Consider the following 20,914-nt stretch of genomic DNA (forward strand, 5'->3'; position numbering starts at 1 on the left):
CGGCCCCCGGACCGTCCTGCTGAGTCGAGGCACGTCGTCGGGTCCGGAGCCCTGCGGCGCGGTTCCGCGAGGAGACGCGAGCGAGCGAGTGTCGACGAGACGCAGCGCAAGGGGTTGCCGGGCCGGCGGCGGGCCGACCCCGGAGATTCAGGCGGGGCGGACCGAGACCATGCGGCTCACGGGCAGGGTGAACGGGCCCTCCGCTTTCTTCATCAGCCGGGCGGTGCCGCCGGACAGCGCCAGCACCCGGACCTCGGCGCTCTGTGGGGTGCCGTCGTTGGCGACGTATTCCAACCGCCACCAGCCGGGCTTGCCGATCGAGTCCGTCAGGGTGGTCAGCAGGCTGCCCGCCGCCAGCGCGTGCTTGCGTCCCTCGTCGCGCGCCAGCAGTTCGGCCACCACCGCTTCCGCATCCACCCGCTGTGCGGGCTGCTGCAGCGGTACCAGCGTGGTCCGGGCGCGGCGCGGCGGTGGGGTGGTGTATCGGCTGCCGGTGGCGTCCTGGGCCACGGGTGCCAGGCCCATGTCCCGCAGGAAGGCCACCAGCTCGACGGGTTCCGCCGCGGCCGCCAACACAGTGGGGGCCAGTTTTCGCAGACCCAGCACCCGGGCGTCGGGATGGCCAAGGATGGCGTCGACCGTCACCGGGTCGTCCACGGTGACCACGCTGGCCACGGCGCTGACCTGCACCTGTCCGTGCTTGCGGGCGACGTCGTCCACCAGGTAGCTCAGCGACTGCGGCACCGGCGTGATGGAGTGCTCGGTGATCCAGGCCCGGATCTCGTCGGCGGTCCAGCCGGCATCCAACCCGCGCCGCACGCTGTCCGCCGTGAACCGGTAGACCCCGGCGCCGCCGCTGGACTCGCGCTGGGCCAGGAGCCCCATCACCTGTCCCACGTCGGCCCGCAGCGGGGCGGGGGTGACGGCGGTCAGGTCGGACTGGATCACGAAGTCGGTGACCGGTTGGGGAAAACCGGGGTCCTCGTCGGCGTCGGCCAACTGGCTGCGTTTTCCCAGCGCCACCAGCCCGAACCAGCCGAATTCGGTGAGGAACTGCCGGCACAGCGGCTCCAGGTCCAGCGTGGCCCAGGCCGGCCGCAACCAGGCGATCCGTTCGGCCAGCCGCTCGGCCTCGACGGGTGCTCCGGGGGCCGCGGCCTGCACCTGGGAGGCTGCCAGCCGGCGCAACGCACCGGCCCAGGCGACGGTGTTGCCGGGGGCCAGCGCGGGGGCGGCGGCATCAGCCAGCGAGTCCAGCGCCAGCCAGGCGTCACGCAGCCGCTGCCAGCGTTGCCAACCGTCCAGCTCCAACCACTGGTCGAAGTGGTGGGTGGGCAGCCAGGCACTGGCGGCGTTGGCAATCAGCCCGGCCCGCTCGGCCACCAGCAGCAGGAACAGGGTGCGCTGGGCGCCGCCGGCCTCCCGGGACAGGGCGGTCAGGTCCCGCTTGGCCAGGCCACCGGTGGCCAGCGGCCGGGGCTGCATCCGGCCCAGCGCGTCGATCAGCACCTCGGTGGTGGACACCAGCTCGAAGGCGCTGCCCAGCCCGGCCTGGTCCACCAGGCGGGAGTCGCCACCCGCCGGCCAGGGCGGGACGGCGGCGGGCACCTCGTCGTCGAACAGCCGGCCACCGCGTAGCCGCAGCGCCACCTCCCGGGGCAGCACGATGGTGTCGGAGTCCAGGGGACGAACCAGCTTGTGGAAGAGCAATTGATCCACCGGGCGGGGGGAGTGGGCGGACCCCCGGCGGTCGGCCTGGGCCACCCGGCCGGTGGGATTGGCCCACAGCAGCCGTTCCAGAACCTGGCGCCCGGGCTCCCCGACGGCGCTCAGCGCGGCGTCGATCTCGGCGTCGGACAACGGCATGGAGGACTCGCCGGCCAGCCCGGCCGGGTAGTGTCCGAAGGCGGTGCGGGCGCTGCGGGTCAGGTGCCAGCTGCGCTCACTGCCCCAGACCAGGGCGCGACGTCGCAGGGCGCGGACGGCCTGGTCCACCGCGCCCCGGTCGGCGGCCATCAGGGCGGCCAGCCGACGGGTGCTGATCGCATCGGGGCAGGCGGCCAGAGCCAGCGCCACCCGTCGCTGCCAGGCATCCAGCCCTTCCAACGCCAGCTGGGTGGAGGCCGGCCCGAGCGCCCGTTCGATCAGCTCGGACAGGTCCTGGGGCCGGGGAATGGCCAGATCCGGGCGGAGACTGACCAGGTCGGCGAGTTCGGCCGCGCTCTGGGCACGGATCACGTCGGCAATGGATCGGGCGCCGCTCACCGCTGCATCCGCTTGCGCAGGTCCTGGTACACGCAGGCCAGACTGACCGGGATCATCAGGCCACACAGGAATTGGCCCAGGGTGTTGACGTGCGGCCAGGCCTGGTGCACCACCGTGTCATAGAGCACGGTCAGCAGCAGGACCGCGAGGGCCAGGCTGAACAGCTGGCGCAGCAGCTGCCCGCCGGCGTTGAGGCGACGAGTGAGGATGGAGCCCAGCACCAGCATCAGGTAGCTGAGGACGGGCACCAGCACGCCGAAGGCGAGCACGGCCAGGGCCAGCGGGCCGGTTTCCCGCAGCACGGTCTGGGCATTCAGCGTGCTGGGCGTGGGCCGGGGTGACGGCGGCTGCGGGCCCCATTGCCGGGGGTCGAGTTGCTGGCCCGGGTTGCCGGCCTGGCCCGGACGGGGCGCCGGGTCAAAGGGGTTGGCGGGCCGCTGCACCAGCGGTGGTTGCGGTGGCATGCCCGGCTGCGCCGAGGGTGACTGGGGCGCGCTGCCCGGCTGCGGGAGCCCCGCGGGCCGGCCCGGTGGTGGGGGCAGCGGCGCGGGCTGGCCCGATGGTGGTGGGAACTGGCCCGGCAACGGTAGCTCGCGGGTGGCCGGCGGGGCGGCCGGGGAGGCTCCGGGGGGCGGGAACTGTGGGCTGGGGAAGGCCGGCGTGGCCTGGCTGGGCGCGCCGGAGGGCGGCGGGAAGTCCGGGGCCTGCGGATCCGGAGCCGTCGGGCCCAGCGGCATCCGCGGATTCCAGCCACCCCCGGCATGGACCGCACCCCAGGCAGAGTCCGCGGCCACCACGGTGTTGAACGGGGTGGTGGGATCCCGCGGATCCGACACTCGCGGGGTCAACTCCTCCAACGGCGCGACCTGGGGCTGCTGGTAGGTCTGCGGCGGCTGGACCGGCTTGCCCTCGGCGGGGCTGGGCGGCCGCTCCTCGACGCCCAGCGCGGCGGCCCGCGGCGTCGCGAACGCGTCGGGACGCTCCACCGGTGCGTACTCCGCGCCATCGGTCCAGTCAGCCATGCCCTCCAGTCTAGGAGACTGCCGAAGAGCCGTCCCCGGCCCACCGGACCACATCGCTCACGGCCGCTGTCCATCCGAACGGGGCGGGTGAGCGAATGGGCCTGCCCGGCCGGTATCAGGCCTAGTCTCGCCGTCATGGAGATCATCATCGTCGACAATGCCGAGCAGATCGGCCGGATGGCCGCAGCCCAACTCACCCACTGGATCCGGGGCATCGAGGCCCCCGTGTTGGGGGTGGCCACCGGCAGCTCCCCGCTGGGCATCTACACCGACCTGGCGCGCCGCGTGGGCGCGGAGGAGTTGGACCTCTCGAAGGCCAGCGCCTTCGCCCTGGACGAGTACGTCGGTCTGCCCGCGGACCATCCGCAGAGCTATGCCGACACCATCCGGCGCACCGTCACCGAGCCGCTGCGGATGGATCCGGCCCGGGTGCACGTGCCGGACGGCATGGCCAGCGACATCGCGGCCAGCTGCCAGGCCTATGAGGAGGCGATCCAGCAGGCCGGCGGCGTCGACGTGCAGATCCTGGGCATCGGCCCCAATGGGCACATCGGCTTCAACGAGCCGGGCAGTTCCCTGGCCAGCCGGACCCGGATCAAGACGCTCACCAAGTCCACCCGCCAGGCCAATGCCCGCTACTTCGATGACGAGTCCCAGGTGCCGACCCACTGCCTCACCCAGGGGTTGGGCACCATCCTGGCCTCCCGCCATGCGGTCCTGGTGGCCGACGGGGAACGCAAGGCCGCGGCCATCGCGCAGATGGCGGAGGGCCCGCTGGGAACCCACTGCCCGGCCACCGCGTTGCAATTGCACCAGCACGTCGTCGTCGTGGTGGACGAGGCCGCGGCCAGCCAGCTGCAGCGCGCCGACGAGTACCGCGATGTCCAGCGGCTCAAGCCTGAGTGGCAGAGGATCCAGCCCTGAGGCACCGGGTGCCGGGGCGGGTCCCCGGCACCCGGTGGGGGTATTACGGTGGTTTGTGGAGCGCAGGCCAGATATCCTCTTGTGAACCTGTGCCCATCGGTACAGGCGACATCGACCAAGCGAGGATGAAGTGCCCATCGGCAAGGTGCGTTTCTACGACGCGGAGAAGGGTTTTGGCTTCCTGAGCAAGGAGGACGGCGGCGACGTCTACGTGCGCGCCAATGTGCTGCCGGAGGGAGTCACGTCGCTGCGGCCGGGCCAGAAGGTGGAGTTCGGCATCATTGAGGGGCGACGCGGTGAGCAGGCGCTCAGCGTGCGCCTGATCGACACGCCGCCCTCGCTGTCCAAGGCCAGCCGCAAGAAGCCCGAGCAGCTGGCCGTGATCACCGAGGACCTGATCAAGCTGCTGGACGGGATCGGCAATGGCTACCGCCACGGCCGGCACCCCGATGCCAAGCATTCCAAGCAGATCGCGATGATGCTGCGCAAGGTCGCCGACGAGCTGGAGCTGTGATGGCGGCAGTGCGCACCGCCAAGGCCCCCAAGCTGGACGCCGTCACCTCTGCGGCGGTGGACCAGGCCCGCGAGGCCGCGCTGGAGGAGGCGAAGGACTTCGGCGTCGGTGACCACCTGGGCACGGTGGCCGAGGAGGACCGCGTCGTCACCCACCTGTTCGACTGCCCGCACCCGGCCTATGCCGGCTGGCGCTGGGCGGTCACCATGGTGCGCGCCTCCCGGGCCCGGGCCGCCACCGTCAACGAGGTGGTGCTGCTTCCCGGCGAGGAGGCCCTGCTGGCGCCCCAGTGGGTGCCGTGGAGTGACCGGATCCAGGCCGGCGACGTCGCCCCGGGCACACTGCTGCCCACCCCGGACAATGATCCGCGGCTGGAGCCCGGTTTCACCGGCGGCGAGCTGGCCGCCGACGCCGGCCCGGCCGAGTGGAGCGCCACCCGGGCCGTCGTCCATGAGCTGGGGCTGGGTCGTGAGCGGGTGCTCTCCCAGCACGGCCGCGCCGTCGCCGCCGAGCGGTGGAATGCCGGCGAGGCGGGTGCGGACAACCAGTCCACCCGGCTGGCCCCCGCCAACTGTGTCACCTGTGGCTACTTTGTCCGGCTGCAGGGCGGTCTGGGCACCATGTTCGGGGCCTGTACCAATGAGTTCTCGCCCTTCGATGCCAGCGTCGTCGCCATCGACCATGGCTGCGGCGGGCACTCCGACGTCGTCGCGGAGGAGCGCGGGGTGGAGCTGGCCGAACCAGTCTTCGACACCATCAGCATCGACGACAACCTGTTCGACTGACCTCGGCGGGTTGTCCCCAGGGCGTCACCGACCCATGGCTTCGGCCAGGGCGGTGACGCTCGTGCATTGTGGGAGGCTCCGCGCACCGGCGTAGGGGCAGCGCCGCTGCCTGCGTCCACGGACCATGAAGAGTGGCCGGGAGTCGCACAGGAACGCAGACCGGACCCAGCTGCCCTCTGCGGGGGAGGATCATCGTCGGGTTGGACACGACGGAAAGTGGTGGGATGCTCGGGAATCACGTGGGTGCGGGGGGTCTGGTCTGGGGCGCGCGGCCGATGGACGTCAACCTGCTGGACGCCAATGTCCAGTGGTTGGCGGGTGCGCTGCTGGTGCTCTCGCTGGTTGGGGGTACCTGGCTGAGCATGCTGCGGCTGCGTCGCCGCTGGCTGATGGCGCTCAAGAATGTCGCCGTGATCGCGCTGTCCATCGGCCTGGCCATGGCCGCCGTGGCGCTGCAACTCAACCTGCGCAATGCCTGGTTCCCCAAGGTCTCCGATCTCTACGAGGAGCCGGCGCCGGTGGAGGACACCTCCGTCGGCGCCCGGACGGACGACCGCACCTTCGGCAGGGTCGCCCTGACCCGCGTCGATGACCGGGTGCTTCCGCTCCTGCCCAAGCCGGGTCAACGGCTGCAGAGCTTCACCGTCACCACCAGCCAGGGCCGTCGGGGCTGGCCGGTCGACGTGCTGCTGCCCGAGGGCTACTTCGACCCGGCCAATGCCCACCGCGCTTATCCGGTGGTGATGGCGCTGCACGGCGTGCCCGGCAGCGTCTCGGTCTGGCAGGGAAGGATGTCGCTCACCCGGCTCACCGATGACCTGGTCCGCCAGCACCGGGTGGCGCCCTTCATCACCGTGATGCCGGAGGTGACCCCGTCGGGAATGGACACGGAATGCCAGCTGGGCCCCGACAGCACCAACCAGTCCAAGACCTGGCTCAGCAAGGACATCCCGGACTTCCTGTCCGCCCGCTTCCGGGTGATTCCGCAACGGGAGGCGTGGGCGACGGCCGGCTACTCGGCCGGCGGGTGGTGTGCTGCGGCGCTGCCGATGCTGCACCCGCAGCGCTTTGGCAGCGGGATCGTGCTGGGAGGCTACTTCCGCCCGTGGTGGGGCAATGCCAAGCCGCCGGCCAGCGCCGTCGCGGAGCTGGGCAACCGGCTGGACCTGCCTGCGGTGGCCCGACGCGCCAAGCCGCCCGTCGCGCTCTATGTGCAGACCGCCAAAGATGACCCGAACTCCTGGCCCAGCACGCACGTCTTCCTGACCCGGGTGAAGGCCCCCGCCATGGTCACCGCGGAGATCAACACGCAGGGCGGGCACACCTTCCGGCTGTGGATGCCCGGTCTCACCCGGCCTGGCTGGGCCGAACCGTGCCCGGCTTCAAGCCCTGACCGGCCTCATCCCCGGCGGGCTCGACGGCGGGAACACCACCAGATCCCGATCAGGCCCAGCATCGTCCCGCTGACCCCCACCCACAGCCACCAACCCTGCCCGGCGCTCGCCAGGGAGTCGCGACGCAGCCAGAACAGCAGCGTGAGCAGCACCCACAGGGCCGTGCCGAACCGCGCCACCGTCACCCCGTCCTCGTCGAGGGGACGGATGGGGGCCTGCACGAAGTGATGGTGCTCGGGGCCACGCGACTCGCTCATGGACGCAATTCTAGGCGGCCGGGGCCGCGGCAATACCATGAGCGCCATGGTCATGAAATCCCCTCGACCGGCGGCCCGGCCGTCCGGTCAGAACCCCGCCGCCCAACTCTCCTGGCTCGACCGCTGGTTCGAGATCACCCAGCGTGGCTCCGACGTCGGACGGGAGGTGCGCGGTGGCCTGGTGACCTTCTTCACGATGGCCTACATCATCGCCCTCAACCCGATCATCATCGGCTCGGAGGCCGATGCCAACGGCAACCTGCTCTCCGGCGCCCCGAAATTCCTGGACGCGGCCCACACCCAGGTGGACTGGGCCGCCGTCGCGGACTCCAAGATGATGGTGGCGGCCGGAACCGCCCTGATCGCGGGCCTGATGACCATCCTGATGGGAGTGTGGGGGCGCTACCCGCTGGGTCTGGCCACCGGCCTGGGGCTGAACGCGATGCTGGCCTACGCCATCGCGCCGCAGATGACCTGGCCGCAGGCCATGGGCCTGGTGGTCTGGGAGGGCATCCTGATCACCCTGCTGGTGATGACCGGCGTCCGCACCGCCGTCTTCCGGGCCGTGCCGCCGCCAATGCGCACCGCGATCAGCGTCGGCATCGGCCTGTTCGTCACCTTCGTCGGCCTGATGGACGCTGGTGTGGTGCGCAAGCCGGCCGGCGCCCCACCCGTCGAGTTGGGAATCAACGGCTCCCTGATGGGCTGGCCGATTGCCGTGTGCATCTTCGGCTTCCTGCTGCTGGTGCTGCTGTACACCCGCAAGGTGCGGGGCGCGATGCTGCTGAGCATCCTGACCACCTCGGTGGTCGCGGTAATCGTCGAGGCCATCTTCAAGGTGGGCCCCACCTTCCTGCCCGACGGCAGCAAGAAGGCCACCGGCTGGGCGCTGAACGTGCCCTCGCTCCCCAGCGCCGCCGACTTTGCCAGCCCCAACCTGGGCACCCTGGGCAAGGTGGACATGCTGGGCGCCTTCAGCCCGGGCGGGCACTTCTCCTGGAAAGTCTTCCTGGGCCTGCTGCTGTTGACCTTCAGCCTGCTGTTGGCCGACTTCTTCGACACCGTCGGCACCGTGGTGGCCATTGGCCAGGAGGGTGACCTGCTGCAGGACAACGGCAATCCGCCGCACCTGCAGCAGATCCTCACCGTCGACTCCCTGGCCGCGATGGCCGGTGGCCTGGGTGGCGTGTCCTCCAACACCTCCTACATCGAGTCCGCGGCGGGTGTCGGGGAGGGGGCGCGCACCGGTCTGGCGTCGGTGGTCACTGGCCTGGCCTTCCTGGCGTCGATCTTCCTCACGCCGATCGTGGACATGATCCCGTCGGAGGCGGCGGCGCCGGTGCTGGCCTTCGTGGGCTACCTGATGATGAGCCAGGTGGCGCACGTGGACTGGGACGACGTGGAGGACGGGATCCCGGCCTTCCTCACCATCGTGCTGATGCCCTTCTCCTACTCCATCACGACGGGGATCGGCGCCGGCTTCATCGTCTACTGCCTGATCAAGCTGATCAAGGGCAAGGCCAAGCAGGTGCACCCGCTGCTGTGGGGTGTCTCCGCCCTATTCCTGGTCTACTTCGGCCAAGGCATCCTGATGAGCCTGATCAACCGGGTCTGACGCGGCCCCGACACGTCGACTACACGGTGTAGTCGAAATCGGGCTAGAATCCAGTCCTGGACACAGGTCTCCGGCCGGATGGGCCGGTACAGGGCCGGGCGCATTCACCCTCGTGGTGGGCGCCCGGCCCTATGTTCTGCCCCGATGCTTCACGTCTCAGGCGTGTGCCGGCCCCTGGCCGCACTCAGCTCGATCTTGGAGTACTTAGCTTGGGCTAGAACCCGAGCTAAGCACTCCAAGATCGAGCTGAGTCGGATGGGGGGCGGCGGATGAGGTCCGCCGCGTTTCCCGGTCGGGGGCGTCAGCTGTGCGGCAGCAGCATGGTCACCGTCAGGGTGGTCGGCTCGGTGGCCCGGACGGCGTGGCGCAGCATGGGGGTCAGGTGCAGCAGGGAGCCGGGGACCAGCTCGACGGTGCGGTCGGGCAGCGTGAAGTCCACCCGACCGCGGAGCACCTGGATGATTACCGGATGGCGTGCGGCGTGCTCCTTCAGCTCGTCGCCCTCCGCGAACTCGAAGGCCACCACCTTGGTGGTGTCCAGGTCCAGCACGGCCTTGGCGCCGGGCCGGCCGCCGCGGGATTCGGACTGGCTGCGGGCGTCGACGACGTAGGTGGAGATGCCGTCCTGCTGGCCGGCGTCGGAGCCCTGGTCGACGTGGCCGATGGTCGGGTCGTCGGCGGGGAGTTCTGTATTTGACACGGATTTCTCCTTAGTAAAAGCTTGAGGAAAGGCTAACCTAAACAACCGGTGAAGGGAAGGGCAATGGAGCACGAAACCCTGCAGGCGAAGACCAACCAGCCGATCGTCGACGGCTGTGTCCAGGCGGAGTCGCGTCCGGGAGGTGGGCAGCAGGGGCACTGGGTGCTGGCCTCGCTGGGCAAGCGGGTGCTGCGTCCGGGCGGTCGGGAGCTGACCGAGGCCGTCCTGGCCGCGGCGGCTCCGGCCGGCAAGCGGGTGGTGGAGTTGGCGCCCGGGATGGGCGTCACGGCCCGTCGGCTGCTGGAGATGGATCCGGCCAGTTACTCCGCCGTCGAGCGCGATCCGCAGGCCGCCACCACTGTGGAGGGGGTGCTTGGTGGGCGGGGACGGGTTCACCGGGGCAGTGCCGAGGCCACCGGGCTGCCGGATGCCAGTGCGGATCTGGTGGTGGGGGAGGCGATGCTCACCATGCAGTCCGAGCGGGGCAAGCGGGAGATCCTGGCCGAGGTCCACCGGGTGTTGGTGCCGGGAGGAAGCTACGCCATTCACGAGCTGGGCCTGTGGCCGGACCGCCTGGCCGATGAGCGCAAGGATCAGGTGCGCAAGGATCTTGCCCGGGCGATCAAGGTGAATGCCCGGCCGCTGACCGTCGCGGAGTGGACCACGCTCTTCGACGAGGCGGGCTTTGACGTGTCCTGGCACCAGACCGCTCCGATGGCCTTGCTGGAGCCCAAGCGGATGCTGGCCGACGAGGGTCCGCTGGGTCTGGCGCGGATCCTGCTCAACCTGGCCCGCAAGCCAGAGGCCCGGCGTCGGGTGCAGCAGATGCGACGCACCTTCGCGCAGCATCGCCAGGAGCTGTGTGCCGTCGGGCTGGTGGCCACTCGTCGCGCCTGAGCTGTGCGGGGCGGGCGGCACGCCTGGTCGGGCGAGTGTGGCAAATGTCACAGCGGTGAGACGGGTCCGGAATTGTCGGACCCGGCCGCTAGGTTGGCGGCATGTTCTCCAAAGTGCTGGTTGCCAACCGTGGCGAGATCGCCGTCCGCGCCTTCCGGGCCGCCTATGAGCTGGGGCGAAAGACCGTCGCCGTCTACCCCTATGAGGACCGGGCTTCCGAGCACCGGCTCAAGGCCGACGAGTCCTACCTGATCGGCGAGCAGGGGCACCCGGTGCGGGCCTACCTGGACATCGCCGAGATGATCCGGGTGGCCAAGGAGTCCGGCGCCGACGCGATCTACCCCGGCTACGGCTTCCTGAGCGAGAACCCGGACCTGGCGCAGGCCTGCGTGGACGCCGGGATCACTTTCGTCGGGCCGCCGCCGCAGGTGCTGGAGCTGGCCGGCAACAAGGTGCGCGCCCTGGCCGCCGCCAAGGCCGCCGGGATTCCGACGCTGCGCTCGTGCGAGCCGTCCACGGATGTCGAGTGGTTGACCGCCCAGGCCGATGAGATCGGCTTCCCGATCTTCGTCAAGGCCGTCGCGGGTGGTGGCGGGCGCGGCATGCGTCGGGTCAACAGCGCAGCGGACCTGGCCGAGGCGCTGGGCGCCGCGATGCGGGAGGCGGAGAGCGCCTTCGGTGACCCGACGGTCTTCCTGGAGCAGGCCGTCGGGCGGCCCCGGCACATCGAGGTGCAGATCCTGGCCGACCAGCAGGGCAATGTGATGCACCTGTTCGAGCGGGACTGCTCCATCCAGCGCCGTCACCAGAAGGTGATTGAGATTGCCCCCGCCCCGCACATCAGCGACGAGCTGCGCGCGGCGCTGTGCAATGACGCGGTGAAGTTTGCCCAGTCCATCAACTACTCCTGCGCTGGCACCGTGGAATTCCTGGTGGAGACGGAGGGTCCGCGCGCGGGGGAGCACCACTTCATCGAGATGAATCCCCGGATCCAGGTGGAGCACACCGTCACCGAGGAGATCACCGACGTCGACCTGGTGCAGGCCCAGATGCGGATCTGCGAGGGCGAGAGCCTGGCCGATCTGGGGCTTTCCCAGGACAGCCTGGAGATCCGCGGCGCCGCCCTGCAGTGCCGGATCACCACCGAGGACCCGACCAACCAGTTCCGCCCGGACACCGGCACCATCACCGCCTACCGCTCCGCCTCCGGGGCGGGCATCCGGCTGGACGGCGGCACGGTGGCCACCGGCGTGGAGATCAGCGGCCACTTCGACTCCATGCTGGTCAAGATGACCGCCCGTGGCCGGGACTTCCACACCGCGATCAGCCGTGCCCGCCGCGCCCTGGCCGAGTTCCGGATCCGCGGTGTCAGCACCAACATGCCCTTCCTGCGGGCGGTGCTGGACGAGCCGGACTTCGAGGCCGGGCTGATCTCCACCGGCTTCATCGATGAGCGGCCCTACCTGCTCAGCGCCCGCACCCCGGCCGACCGCGGGACCAAGATGCTGCGCTGGCTGGCCGACGTGACGGTGAACAAGCCCAATGGGGAACCGATCACCACCCTTGACCCGGCGGAGAAGCTGCCGGCGGGGGTTGACCTGGGCGCTCCGGTGCCCGACGGGCCGCGCACCCGGCTGCTGGAGCTGGGGCCGCAGGAGTTCAGCCGCCAGCTGCGCCAGCAGAGCGGAGTGGAGGTGACCGACACCACCTTCCGCGACGCCCACCAGAGCCTGCTGGCCACCCGGGTGCGCAGCCGTGACCTGCTGACCGTCGCCCCCTACTACGCCCGGATGCTGCCGGAACTGTACAGCGTCGAGTGCTGGGGCGGCGCCACCTATGACGTCGCGTTGCGCTTCCTGGGCGAGGACCCGTGGGAGCGGCTGGCCAAGCTGCGTGAGGCCATGCCCAACACGCTGCTGCAGATGCTGCTGCGCGGCCGCAACACCGTCGGCTACACCCCGTACCCGGTCGAGGTCACCAAGGCCTTCGTGCAGGAGGCCGCGGCGACCGGCGTCGACGTCTTCCGGATCTTCGACGCGCTGAACGACGTGGAGCAGATGCGCCCGGCGATCGAGGCGGTGCTGGAGACGAAGACCGCGATCGCCGAGGTGGCCCTGTGCTACACCGGCGACCTGAACGACCCGGCGGAGACCATTTACACGCTGGACTACTACGTGGAACTGGCCCGACGGTGCGTGGAGGCCGGGGCGCACATCCTGGCCATCAAGGACATGGCCGGCCTGCTGCGCCCGCCGGCCGCGGTGAAGCTGGTCACCGCCCTGCGCGACGAGTTCCCGGACATCCCGCTGGCCCTGCACACCCACGACACCGCGGGCGGCCAGCTGGCCACCCTGCTGGAGGCCATCCGGGTGGACGTGGACATCGTCGACGTCGCCAGCGCCCCGATGGCGGCCACCACCAGCCAGCCGCCGGCCTCCGCGCTGGTGATGGCCCTGGCTAATACCGGCAAGCAGACCAAGCTGGACCCGCGGGCGGTCACGGAGCTGGAGCCCTACTGGGAGGCGGTGCGCAAGGTCTACCACCCCTTCGAGTCCGGCCTGCCGTCGCCCACCGGCCGGGTCTATGACCACGAGATCCCCGGCGGCCAGCTGTCCAACCTGCGCCAGCAGGCGATCGCGCTGGGCCTGGGGGAGAAGTTCGAGCAGATCGAGGCGATGTACGCCGCCGCGGACAAGATCCTGGGCCGTCCGACGAAGGTGACGCCCAGCTCCAAGGTGGTGGGTGACCTGGCGCTGCACCTGGTGGCCGTCGGCGCCGAGCCCGCCGCCTTCGAGGCCGATCCGCACGCCTTCGACATCCCGGATTCGGTGATCGGCTTCCTGAACGGGGAGTTGGGGCAGCCCGAGGGCGGCTGGCCGGAGCCCTTCCGCAGCAAGGCGCTGGAGGGTCGCAAGCAGCCGGTCCGGATCACCGACGTGTCGCCGGAAGACCTCGACCTGCTGGCCGAACCCGGCCGGGTCCGGCAGGAGACCCTGAACCGGCTGTTGTTCGCCGGCCCGACGAAGGACTTCGAGACCTATCGGGAGACCTATGGCGACCTGTCGGCGATGCCGACCCTGCCCTACCTGTTCGGGTTGCGCCATGGCGAGGAGCAGGTCGTGCACCTGGACAAGGGCGTCAGCCTGATCTTCCAGCTGGATGCCATCAGCGAGCCGGACAAGAAGGCGAAGCGGACCGTGCACGCCCTGCTCAACGGGCAGATGCGGCCGGTGCGGGTGCGGGACAACTCGATCAAGGCGGAGGCGGCCACGGTGGAGCGGGCGGACAGGTCCAACCCGGGCCACGTCGCCGCGCCCTTCGCCGGGGCGGTCACGGTCAGTGTCAGCCAGGGTCAGCAGGTGGCCGCGGGCGAGACCGTCGCCACCATCGAGGCGATGAAGATGGAGGCCGCCATCACCACCCCGGTGGCCGGCACGGTGCAGCGGATTGCCGTGGCCACCACCACCCAGCTGGAAGGCGGTGACCTGCTGCTGGTGGTCGACCCGGCCTGATCCGGCTGGGCCACGGTCGCCGAGCTTGTCGAGGGGACATGGTGTTGCGCCGTCGAATGGCCTCGACAGGCTCGGCCGCCGTGGTTGCGTGGGCTGTGTCCTTCGCCGCGGTGGCTGATCGAACCCAGCCACGGTGCCCGAGCCGAACCCAACCACGGTCCCTGAGCTTGTCGAGGGGTTGTCGGGCCGGACCCACACCCGGTCGTCGGCCGTCGTGGCCCGGTCAGGGAGGGCTGTCGTCGCGGTCGAAGGTGACGAACAGGTCGGGCGCCGGGCGCTGATCGGCCTGGGCCTGCCCGGCGAGGGATTCGAAGCCCAGCAGGAAGTCCGCCAGTCGCTGGGCGCGTTCCCGGCTGTGCTGCTGCACCTGGGGCAGGCAGTCGGACAGGGCCCGGCCGCTGGCCAGCACATGGGCATGCTTGCTGTAGCCCACCGTCATCCCGGTGGCGGGGCGCAGCGGTAGCTGGGCGTCCAGGGCCATCAGCTTGCGCACGCCGTACTGGCTGGGCAGGCCGGCCCGGGTGAGTTCGAACTCCAGCTGGTCGATCTCCGGTGCGCTGCGGTCCAGGCTGTGACGGGCCCAGCTGCGTTCCGCCAGCCAGACGTCGACCACTCGCCAGCTGACCCGCAACCGCTCCGGGGCGACGAAGCGTCCGGCCAACAGGGTCTCGATGTCCGACGGCAGGGGAGTGCCCGGCGGGATCACCGGGGCATCGGGCGCTCGCCGGAACAGCGGCCCGAGCTTGCCCAGGCGCCCGGGAGAGGCCTGCCCAACCCGGGGCACCCGGAAGGCCTCCGAGGCGATCGTGCGCAGCCGGCCGGCCACCTGTGGGGTGGCGCCGAACATGTCGCGAACCTCGTCGATCCCGATGGCATACATCCGCAACTCGCCCATGGCACCCAAGCTAGCCGCTCAGGCTCCCCTTTGCTCCCGTGCGCTGCGTCCACCTGCTGTTCTCCCCGGGCTGTTCGCCCATCATGCTGCTGGGCCACCGTGCCGTTCGCTCAGTGGCGCTGTTCGGTGGCCGTCGGTGGCTCCGCAACGGGCATAAGGTGTCAGTCGTGAATCCGCGCTCCCGTCGTCTGGTCGTCTCCGGGGTGCTCGCCGCCCTGGTCCTGCTGGTGGTCCTGGGTGCGGCGCTGCAGTGACCGGACCGGCCGGGAGCGGCATCACCGACGCCGTCGGGTGGCGTCCCTGGATGAAGGAAGAAGCATGGCTGAACCCTCGCGACGTCGTGGGCCGCGTCCCGCGGTGCCCGTGCGTGTGCTGACCGCCGGGGCCCCGGCCGCCAGGGCACTGGGTGCCGGCCTCCTGGGCGTTTTGCTGGCGCTCGGGGGCACCCCGTCGGCCCGGGCGGCCGACGGGTTCACTGCGGACGAACAGCTCACCCAGGTGGTGGGGATGGCCGCCGACCCGGAACACGGCCAGTACTGGGTGCCGGAGCGCACCACCGGCCGGGTGCAGGCCCTGGGCGGCGACGGCACCCTGCGGGGCAATGTGCGCTACGGCGCCAGGCCCGTGGACGTGCAGGCCATTGCCTATCGCAGTTCCCGGGTCTGGGTGGGCGACGTCGGTGACCCGGCCGGCAACCGGCCGAAGGTGAGCGTCTATCGCTTCGGGGACCTGACCCTGGGTGGCGAGGCCCAGTACCGGCACTACACCCTGACCTATCCCGACGGCCCCCACGACTGCCGGGCGATGGCGGTCAGCCGCACCAACCGGATCTACCTGGCCACCCGGGGTGAAAGGCCCGGGCTCTACCGCACCGAGGCCGAACCCGTCCCCGGCGGGGTGGCCAACAAGCTCACCCGGGTGGCCGATCTGGTGCCGGAGGTCAGCGACATGACCTTCAGCGCGGATGACGCCAGCCTGGTCTTGCGCAGCGATGTCGGGCTGCACGTCGTCGACGTCGAGCGGGTGGCGCAGACCGCCTCCGCGCCCCTGCCCGCCGAGGCCCAGGGCCGCGGTCAGGCACTCACCCTTGACCTGGCCGGCAGCGGGCTGCTGGCCTCCGGCCCGGACTCCCCGGTGGTGATGGCGGCGGTGACGCAACCCACCACCCAGGAGCCGGTCACCCCCAGCCCGACGCCGGCCGCCAGTGCCCCCGCTGGCGGCGCCCCCGGTGACACCGGCAGCGCCCTGGCCAAGAACCGCGGCACCCTGTGGGCCCTCGCCCTGGCGGGGCTGATCTCGGCGGCCGCGGGAGCCGTCGTCGCGCTGAAGCGCTGACCGTCCACCACACCCATCACAAGACACGAGCAGGAGACCACAATGTTGTTGGCCAGCCATCAGGTGGTGACCGGCGTCCACGACGCCGAGGGCCCCCACACCCTGGAGATCGTCGACGGGAGGATCGCGTCAGTTCGCGACGGGGTTGATCCGGCGGCCGAACTGCTTGACGGACATCTGGTGCCCGGCTTCGTGGACACCCACTGCCATGGCGCAGCGGGCGCCGACTTCACCAGCCCGGACCAGGACCAGGTGGCCGCGGCCATCCGGCACCACCGCGGGCACGGCAGCACCACCCTGTTCGCCTCCACCGTCACCGCCCCGATGCCCACCGTCGTGGAGCAGATCACCCGGCTGCGCGCGGTGGTGGAGGCGGGGGAACTGCAGGGCATCCACATCGAGGGGCCCTTCCTGGCCGAGGAACGCAAGGGGGCCCACCCCACCGAACTGCTGATGGACCCCACGCGGCAGGCCGTCGAGCAGATCATCGAGGCCTCGGGCGGGGCTGTGAAGATGGTCACCCTGGCGCCGGAGCGCGGCAACGGCTTCGGCGCCGTGGCCCGCTTCCGTGAGGCCGGGATCATCCCCGCCTTCGGGCATTCCGACGCGGATGCCGAAGTCACCCGTCGGGCGGTGGAAGCCGGGATGACCGTGGCCACCCACCTGTTCAATGCGATGCGCTCGGTGCACCACCGCGAACCGGGGCCGGTGCCGGTGCTGCTCAACGATCCGTCGGTGTGGGTCGAGCTGATTTGCGACGGGGTGCACCTGGACCCCCAGATCGTCCAGCTAGCCGTCGAGGCGGCCGGGGCGGAACGGGTGCTGCTGGTCACCGACGCGATGAGCGCCACCGGCTGCGCCGACGGCCGCTACCAGTTGGGGGCCCTGCCGGTGGAGGTGCGCGACGGCACCGCCCGGATTGTGAACCCGGACGGCAGCGCCGGCGCGATTGCCGGCTCAACCCTGACGATGGACCGGGCCTTCGCCTTTGTGCTGGCCTGTGGCTACGATTTCCGCACGGCTTCGCGCCTGGCCAGCACCAACCCGGCACGGGCTCATGGCCTGGACGAGGTGGGCACGCTGGAGCCCGGCAAGTGGGCCGATCTGTGCGTGGTGGGTGAGGATGGTCAGCTGCGCGCCGTCATGCGGCGGGGGCAGTGGCTGTAACCGGCCTGACCTGACATATTCGTCACAGGGACTGCAGAGGGAGCGCCGTGAATGAGCTGATCGACACCACCGAGATGTACCTGCGAACCATCTACGAGTTGATGGAGGAGGGCATCACGCCTCTGCGTGCCCGGATTGCGGAGCGGCTGCACCAGAGCGGTCCCACCGTCTCCCAGACCGTCGCCCGGATGGAGCGCGACGGGCTGCTGACGGTGCATGGCGACCGGCGGATCGAGCTGTCCGCCACCGGTCAGGAGCTGGCCGTCGCGGTGATGCGCAAGCACCGGCTGGCCGAGCGGCTGCTGGTGGACGTGATCGGTCTGGACTGGAGCCGGGTGCACGACGAGGCCTGCCGGTGGGAGCACGTGATCTCCGACGACGTGGAGCTGCGGCTGGTGCAGATCCTGTCCAATCCCCAGGAATCCCCGTATGGCAATCCGATCCCCGGGCTGGAGGCGCTGGGTGGCGCCACCACCGGGGGGACTTTCCGGGAGGGAGTCGAGCCCTTGCCCCAAGTGCTGGCCGGCGAGCCGGTGCGGGTGGTGCTGCGGCGGATGAGCGAGAACAGCCAGGCCGATGACCAGACCCTGCAGGTGCTGGCGGAGGCCGGGATTGTCCCGGGCTGTGAGCTGGAGGCCACTGGTCAGGGCGGCGTCGTGGTGCTGCGCGCCGACGGCGCCAGCTGCGATATTCCGCTCGGCGTGGCCGAGGGGTTGTTCGTGAGCCGGGCATGACGGCCCTCGCGGCCGGCGCCGGGGGCGCGCCGTGATCTCGTCGGAGGCGTTGATCCAGCTGTGTGAGCAGCACTGGTATGACGCGGCCCTGTCCATGCTGGCCGGCCGGATCCGCTCCGGTGACAGCGACCCGGCGATCCTGGAGGCGCACCAGTTGGCGGGCGTCGCCCAGCGGGTGCTGTCCCTGGACGCGGAGGACTTTGGGCAGATCGCGGAGACGGTGCCCGAGCGGGCCTGGGCCGAGCGGTTGTGGGACTCCGGCTTCCCGCACGGACCGCGGGAGACTCATCGCGGGGCCTTGGGCTCCCTGGTGCCCCTGTACGAGCTGATGCTGGAGGTGCTCAACCTGCGATCGGAGCGCGGCGAGCCCCAGAGCCTGGTGGTGACCGCGCACCTGATTGGCGAGTACCTGTGCCAGTTGGCCTGGCAGGGGCGGCTGGGCCACGGCGGCGACCCGCTGCGGCTGGGGCAGCAGGTGGGTGAGCGGTGGGGCACCGACGACCCGTCGTGCCCGCACAATTCCGCGATGCGCGCCACTGCCAAGCGGGCGATCAATGCCGCGCAGGGGGACCAGGTGGGCTTCACCAGCTATCTGGACAAGTTCCACTCCCGGCTGGGCGACACCCTGGCCGTCTGCGCCATGAACCACCAGACCATCGAGGCGGGGGAGCGGCCCGACGTGGGGCCCACCTGCCCCAACCCATGCGGGTGGGTGCTGCAGGGCAGCCGGGCGGAGCGGCGGGACCTGGACGCCCGGCTCCGGTTGGCGCTGGTCTACCTGGACAGCCCGCTGGTGGCGCTGCGCCACCACGCCCCGGTGGGGCACTTCTTCGGGGTGCCGTCGGTGGCGGAGATCTCCGAGGGGTGGCTGCGCACCTGGGAGAAGCTCACCGTCCCCTGGGCCGACGGCAGCAACCCGCTGATCGGGGCGGTCCCTACCGACCCCGACGAGGCGCTGCCCGGCCTGTCCGCGTTGATCACCACCGTCGCGGGCCAACGAATCGGCCAGGGAAGCCTGCTGCGGGAGATCGGCGACGACATCATCGCCGCCCTGCGCCGCGCACGCTCCTGACCCGATGAACCCTCCCCGCCACTTCCTCATCCGCCTCCCCAGTGGCCGCTCCCGATCGCGCTGAGTGCGATGGGGGCGGAGCGGTCTGCGAGGCCCGCCGTTCACTACTGTTGTTCCCATGGATGACTGGAGCTCCTATCTGGCGGACTTCCAAGCCGAGCGGCCCGGCATTGCCGATGCCCTGCTCTCCCGTTGCATTTCCGGGCACCACAACCCGTACCGCTGGCTGGCCCGGGCGGTGAGCGCCCAAGCCACCCGGGTGCTGGACATCCGGTGTGGGGCCGGAGCCATGGGTCGGGAGCTGGCGTCCGATGGTCGGACCGTGCTGGGGCTCGACCAGTCGTCGGCGGAGCTGGCCAATGCCACCGGGCCCGGGCCCTTCGTCCAGGGCGACGCCCGCGCCCTGCCCTTCTCCGACGAGTGCTTCGACGCGGTGGTCAGCACCCTGGGCTGGGCCATGATCCACCCCACCGAGGACTTCCTGGACGAGGTGGCCCGGGTGCTGCGGCCGGGTGGGGTCTTCGTCGGGCTGGTGCCCACCGTCCGTCCGCTCAACGTCAAGGACCTCAAGGTGGCCGGGCAGCTGACCCGACTGCTCCAGGGGACGCCACAGTTCCCCAGCAGCGTGGAGCTCAGGGTGAGCAAGCTGCTGGCGCCACACGGGCTGCGCAAGGCGGAGGACGCCCGGGAGCGCTACCACTACGACGTCACCAACCGGGAGGATGCCGAGCTGCTGTTGCGGGCCTTCCACCTGCCCGACCTGGACCCCGAGCGGCGTCAGCAGGCCGTCGACTGGATGGTGAGGCGGGCCGACAAGCAGGGCGTCGTGCAGGTGCCGGTGCCGCTGCGACGAATCGTCGCTCTCAAATAGCGCCCGCCGAGTCCCCGACGCCAGCGAAGGCCTGGTCGCACCCGGCAGGCGCCCCAAGCCCCAGCCGCTGGTGCCTGGCCGTCCACCGGACGCATGGTGGCGGCAAGCGTCTCGCGGCCGCGGAATATCCGTCGCTGGGGCATGGTTGAACCAGTCGATGGGCGCAGCACTACGGACTGCCCCCTGAAAACGTCACCCGAAAATCCTAGGGAAGGTATTCCACATGGCTCCCGTGGCCCTGAACACCGACAGCTTTGCCAGCACCATCAAGGACAACGAGATTGTCCTGGTTGACTTCTGGGCCTCCTGGTGCGGCCCGTGCATGCGCTTCGCCCCGATCTATGACGAGGCTGCGGGCCGGCATGAGGACGTCACCTTCGCCAAGGTGGACACCGAGGCCGAGCGCGATCTGGCCGCCGGGCTGGAGATCACCTCCATCCCCACCATCATGGCCTTCCGTCAGGGGATGCTGGTCTTCCGCCAGTCCGGCCTGCTCAACGGAACCCAGCTGGACAAGCTGGTGGAGCAGATCAAGGGTCTGGACATGGATTCCCTCAAGCAGGAAGCCGCCAAGCAGCAGGGCTGATCCTGGCGGTGGCCAGGACTGACGTTGGTGCTGGCCGACGTGTCTGATGGCTGCGCCCGACGGTGACTGGGCTGTCGAAGCCACTGCGGCCGCTGACGAGGCCCGCGGGTGGGCTGGGCAATTCGCCCGGCCCACCCGCGTCGTCGTATTCTCTACCGAGCGCCCGTCACCGGGTGCCGTGGCCCTGTAGCTCAGGGGATAGAGCAACGGTTTCCTAAACCGTGTGTCGGAAGTTCGAATCTTCCCAGGGTCGCCACGTGTCCGTTCCCCTCCGGGGGGCGGGCTGAGGACGGCCTGAAGGCCCTCTGGCCAGCCACGATGCGCCCCGGGAGTTGACCCGTCGCCGCCTAGTGTGAGGCGCCAGAAGGC

At 70.6% G+C, this 20,914-nt stretch carries 17 protein-coding genes and 1 tRNA gene; 14 read left to right on the forward strand and 4 right to left on the reverse strand.

Annotated features, from left to right (window positions below; translation table 11 throughout):
- Positions 1–147: 147 nt before the first annotated feature.
- Positions 148–2,265 (reverse strand): helicase-associated domain-containing protein, encoded by a 2,118-nt coding sequence (locus tag AAEX60_RS11870; protein WP_342103728.1) that lies wholly within the window; start codon positions 2,263–2,265, stop codon positions 148–150.
- The gene (locus AAEX60_RS11875; protein ID WP_342103729.1) at positions 2,262–3,287 is read right to left on the reverse strand and encodes a hypothetical protein; all 1,026 of its coding nucleotides are present in this window, start codon (positions 3,285–3,287) and stop codon (positions 2,262–2,264) included. Before AAEX60_RS11875 ends, AAEX60_RS11870 begins: the two co-directional genes overlap by 4 nt.
- Before the next feature lie 135 nt (positions 3,288–3,422).
- Here AAEX60_RS11875 and nagB point away from each other — a divergent pair, with 135 nt between their 5' ends.
- From nagB to AAEX60_RS11900, 5 genes are all read left to right on the forward strand, one after another.
- Positions 3,423–4,211, forward strand: a complete 789-nt coding sequence (gene nagB, locus AAEX60_RS11880; protein ID WP_342103730.1) for a glucosamine-6-phosphate deaminase — start codon at positions 3,423–3,425, stop codon at positions 4,209–4,211.
- 130 nt (positions 4,212–4,341) lie between these two features.
- On the forward strand, positions 4,342–4,725 hold the full coding sequence (locus AAEX60_RS11885; protein WP_342103731.1) for a cold-shock protein: 384 nt from the start codon (positions 4,342–4,344) through the stop codon (positions 4,723–4,725).
- Positions 4,725–5,510: a DUF3027 domain-containing protein gene (locus AAEX60_RS11890; protein ID WP_342103732.1), complete on the forward strand. Its 786-nt coding sequence runs from the start codon at positions 4,725–4,727 to the stop codon at positions 5,508–5,510. The genes AAEX60_RS11885 and AAEX60_RS11890 overlap by 1 nt, the downstream gene beginning before the upstream one ends.
- Positions 5,511–5,734: 224 nt before the next feature.
- Positions 5,735–7,132 carry an alpha/beta hydrolase gene (locus tag AAEX60_RS11895; RefSeq protein ID WP_342103733.1) on the forward strand — a complete coding sequence of 466 codons (1,398 nt, stop codon included), beginning with the start codon at positions 5,735–5,737 and terminating at the stop codon, positions 7,130–7,132.
- Between the two features lie 225 nt (positions 7,133–7,357).
- Positions 7,358–8,776 carry an NCS2 family permease gene (locus AAEX60_RS11900; RefSeq protein ID WP_342103765.1) on the forward strand — a complete coding sequence of 473 codons (1,419 nt, stop codon included), beginning with the start codon at positions 7,358–7,360 and terminating at the stop codon, positions 8,774–8,776.
- 301 nt (positions 8,777–9,077) lie between these two features.
- Here AAEX60_RS11900 and AAEX60_RS11905 read toward each other — a convergent pair whose 3' ends face one another.
- On the reverse strand, positions 9,078–9,476 hold the full coding sequence (locus AAEX60_RS11905; RefSeq protein WP_342103734.1) for a cupin domain-containing protein: 399 nt from the start codon (positions 9,474–9,476) through the stop codon (positions 9,078–9,080).
- 63 nt (positions 9,477–9,539) lie between these two features.
- Between AAEX60_RS11905 and AAEX60_RS11910 the strand changes: the two genes are divergently transcribed.
- Complete coding sequence (locus tag AAEX60_RS11910; protein WP_342103735.1) at positions 9,540–10,373, forward strand: class I SAM-dependent methyltransferase; 834 nt, start codon at positions 9,540–9,542, stop codon at positions 10,371–10,373.
- Between the two features lie 101 nt (positions 10,374–10,474).
- Positions 10,475–13,885 carry a pyruvate carboxylase gene (locus AAEX60_RS11915; protein WP_342103736.1) on the forward strand — a complete coding sequence of 1,137 codons (3,411 nt, stop codon included), beginning with the start codon at positions 10,475–10,477 and terminating at the stop codon, positions 13,883–13,885.
- A 223-nt stretch (positions 13,886–14,108) separates the two neighbouring features.
- On the opposite strand, the gene AAEX60_RS11920 is transcribed toward AAEX60_RS11915, so the two are convergent.
- Positions 14,109–14,780 (reverse strand): hypothetical protein, encoded by a 672-nt coding sequence (locus AAEX60_RS11920; RefSeq protein WP_342103737.1) that lies wholly within the window; start codon positions 14,778–14,780, stop codon positions 14,109–14,111.
- Between the two features lie 318 nt (positions 14,781–15,098).
- On the opposite strand from AAEX60_RS11920, the gene AAEX60_RS11925 reads away from it, so the two are divergent.
- The 7 genes from AAEX60_RS11925 to AAEX60_RS11955 all read left to right on the forward strand — a co-directional run bounded on the left by AAEX60_RS11925 (position 15,099) and on the right by AAEX60_RS11955 (position 20,801).
- Positions 15,099–16,115: a hypothetical protein gene (locus tag AAEX60_RS11925; RefSeq protein ID WP_342103738.1), complete on the forward strand. Its 1,017-nt coding sequence runs from the start codon at positions 15,099–15,101 to the stop codon at positions 16,113–16,115.
- A gap of 42 nt (positions 16,116–16,157) precedes the next feature.
- The gene (gene nagA / locus AAEX60_RS11930) at positions 16,158–17,282 is read left to right on the forward strand and encodes an N-acetylglucosamine-6-phosphate deacetylase (RefSeq protein WP_342103739.1); all 1,125 of its coding nucleotides are present in this window, start codon (positions 16,158–16,160) and stop codon (positions 17,280–17,282) included.
- A gap of 47 nt (positions 17,283–17,329) precedes the next feature.
- A complete protein-coding gene (locus AAEX60_RS11935) occupies positions 17,330–18,016 on the forward strand; it encodes a metal-dependent transcriptional regulator (RefSeq protein ID WP_342103740.1) in 687 nt (228 codons plus the stop codon).
- 31 nt (positions 18,017–18,047) lie between these two features.
- Positions 18,048–19,088: a hypothetical protein gene (locus AAEX60_RS11940; protein WP_342103741.1), complete on the forward strand. Its 1,041-nt coding sequence runs from the start codon at positions 18,048–18,050 to the stop codon at positions 19,086–19,088.
- 118 nt (positions 19,089–19,206) lie between these two features.
- A complete protein-coding gene (locus AAEX60_RS11945; RefSeq protein ID WP_342103742.1) occupies positions 19,207–19,959 on the forward strand; it encodes a class I SAM-dependent methyltransferase in 753 nt (250 codons plus the stop codon).
- Positions 19,960–20,182: 223 nt separating this feature from the next.
- Positions 20,183–20,545 (forward strand): thioredoxin, encoded by a 363-nt coding sequence (gene trxA, locus AAEX60_RS11950; RefSeq protein ID WP_342103744.1) that lies wholly within the window; start codon positions 20,183–20,185, stop codon positions 20,543–20,545.
- Between the two features lie 180 nt (positions 20,546–20,725).
- Positions 20,726–20,801: transfer RNA gene (locus tag AAEX60_RS11955), tRNA-Arg, on the forward strand.
- Positions 20,802–20,914 lie beyond the last annotated feature (113 nt).

This window comes from Luteococcus sp. H101 (genome assembly GCF_038433155.1).
Classification (GTDB): Bacteria; Actinomycetota; Actinomycetes; order Propionibacteriales; family Propionibacteriaceae; genus Luteococcus.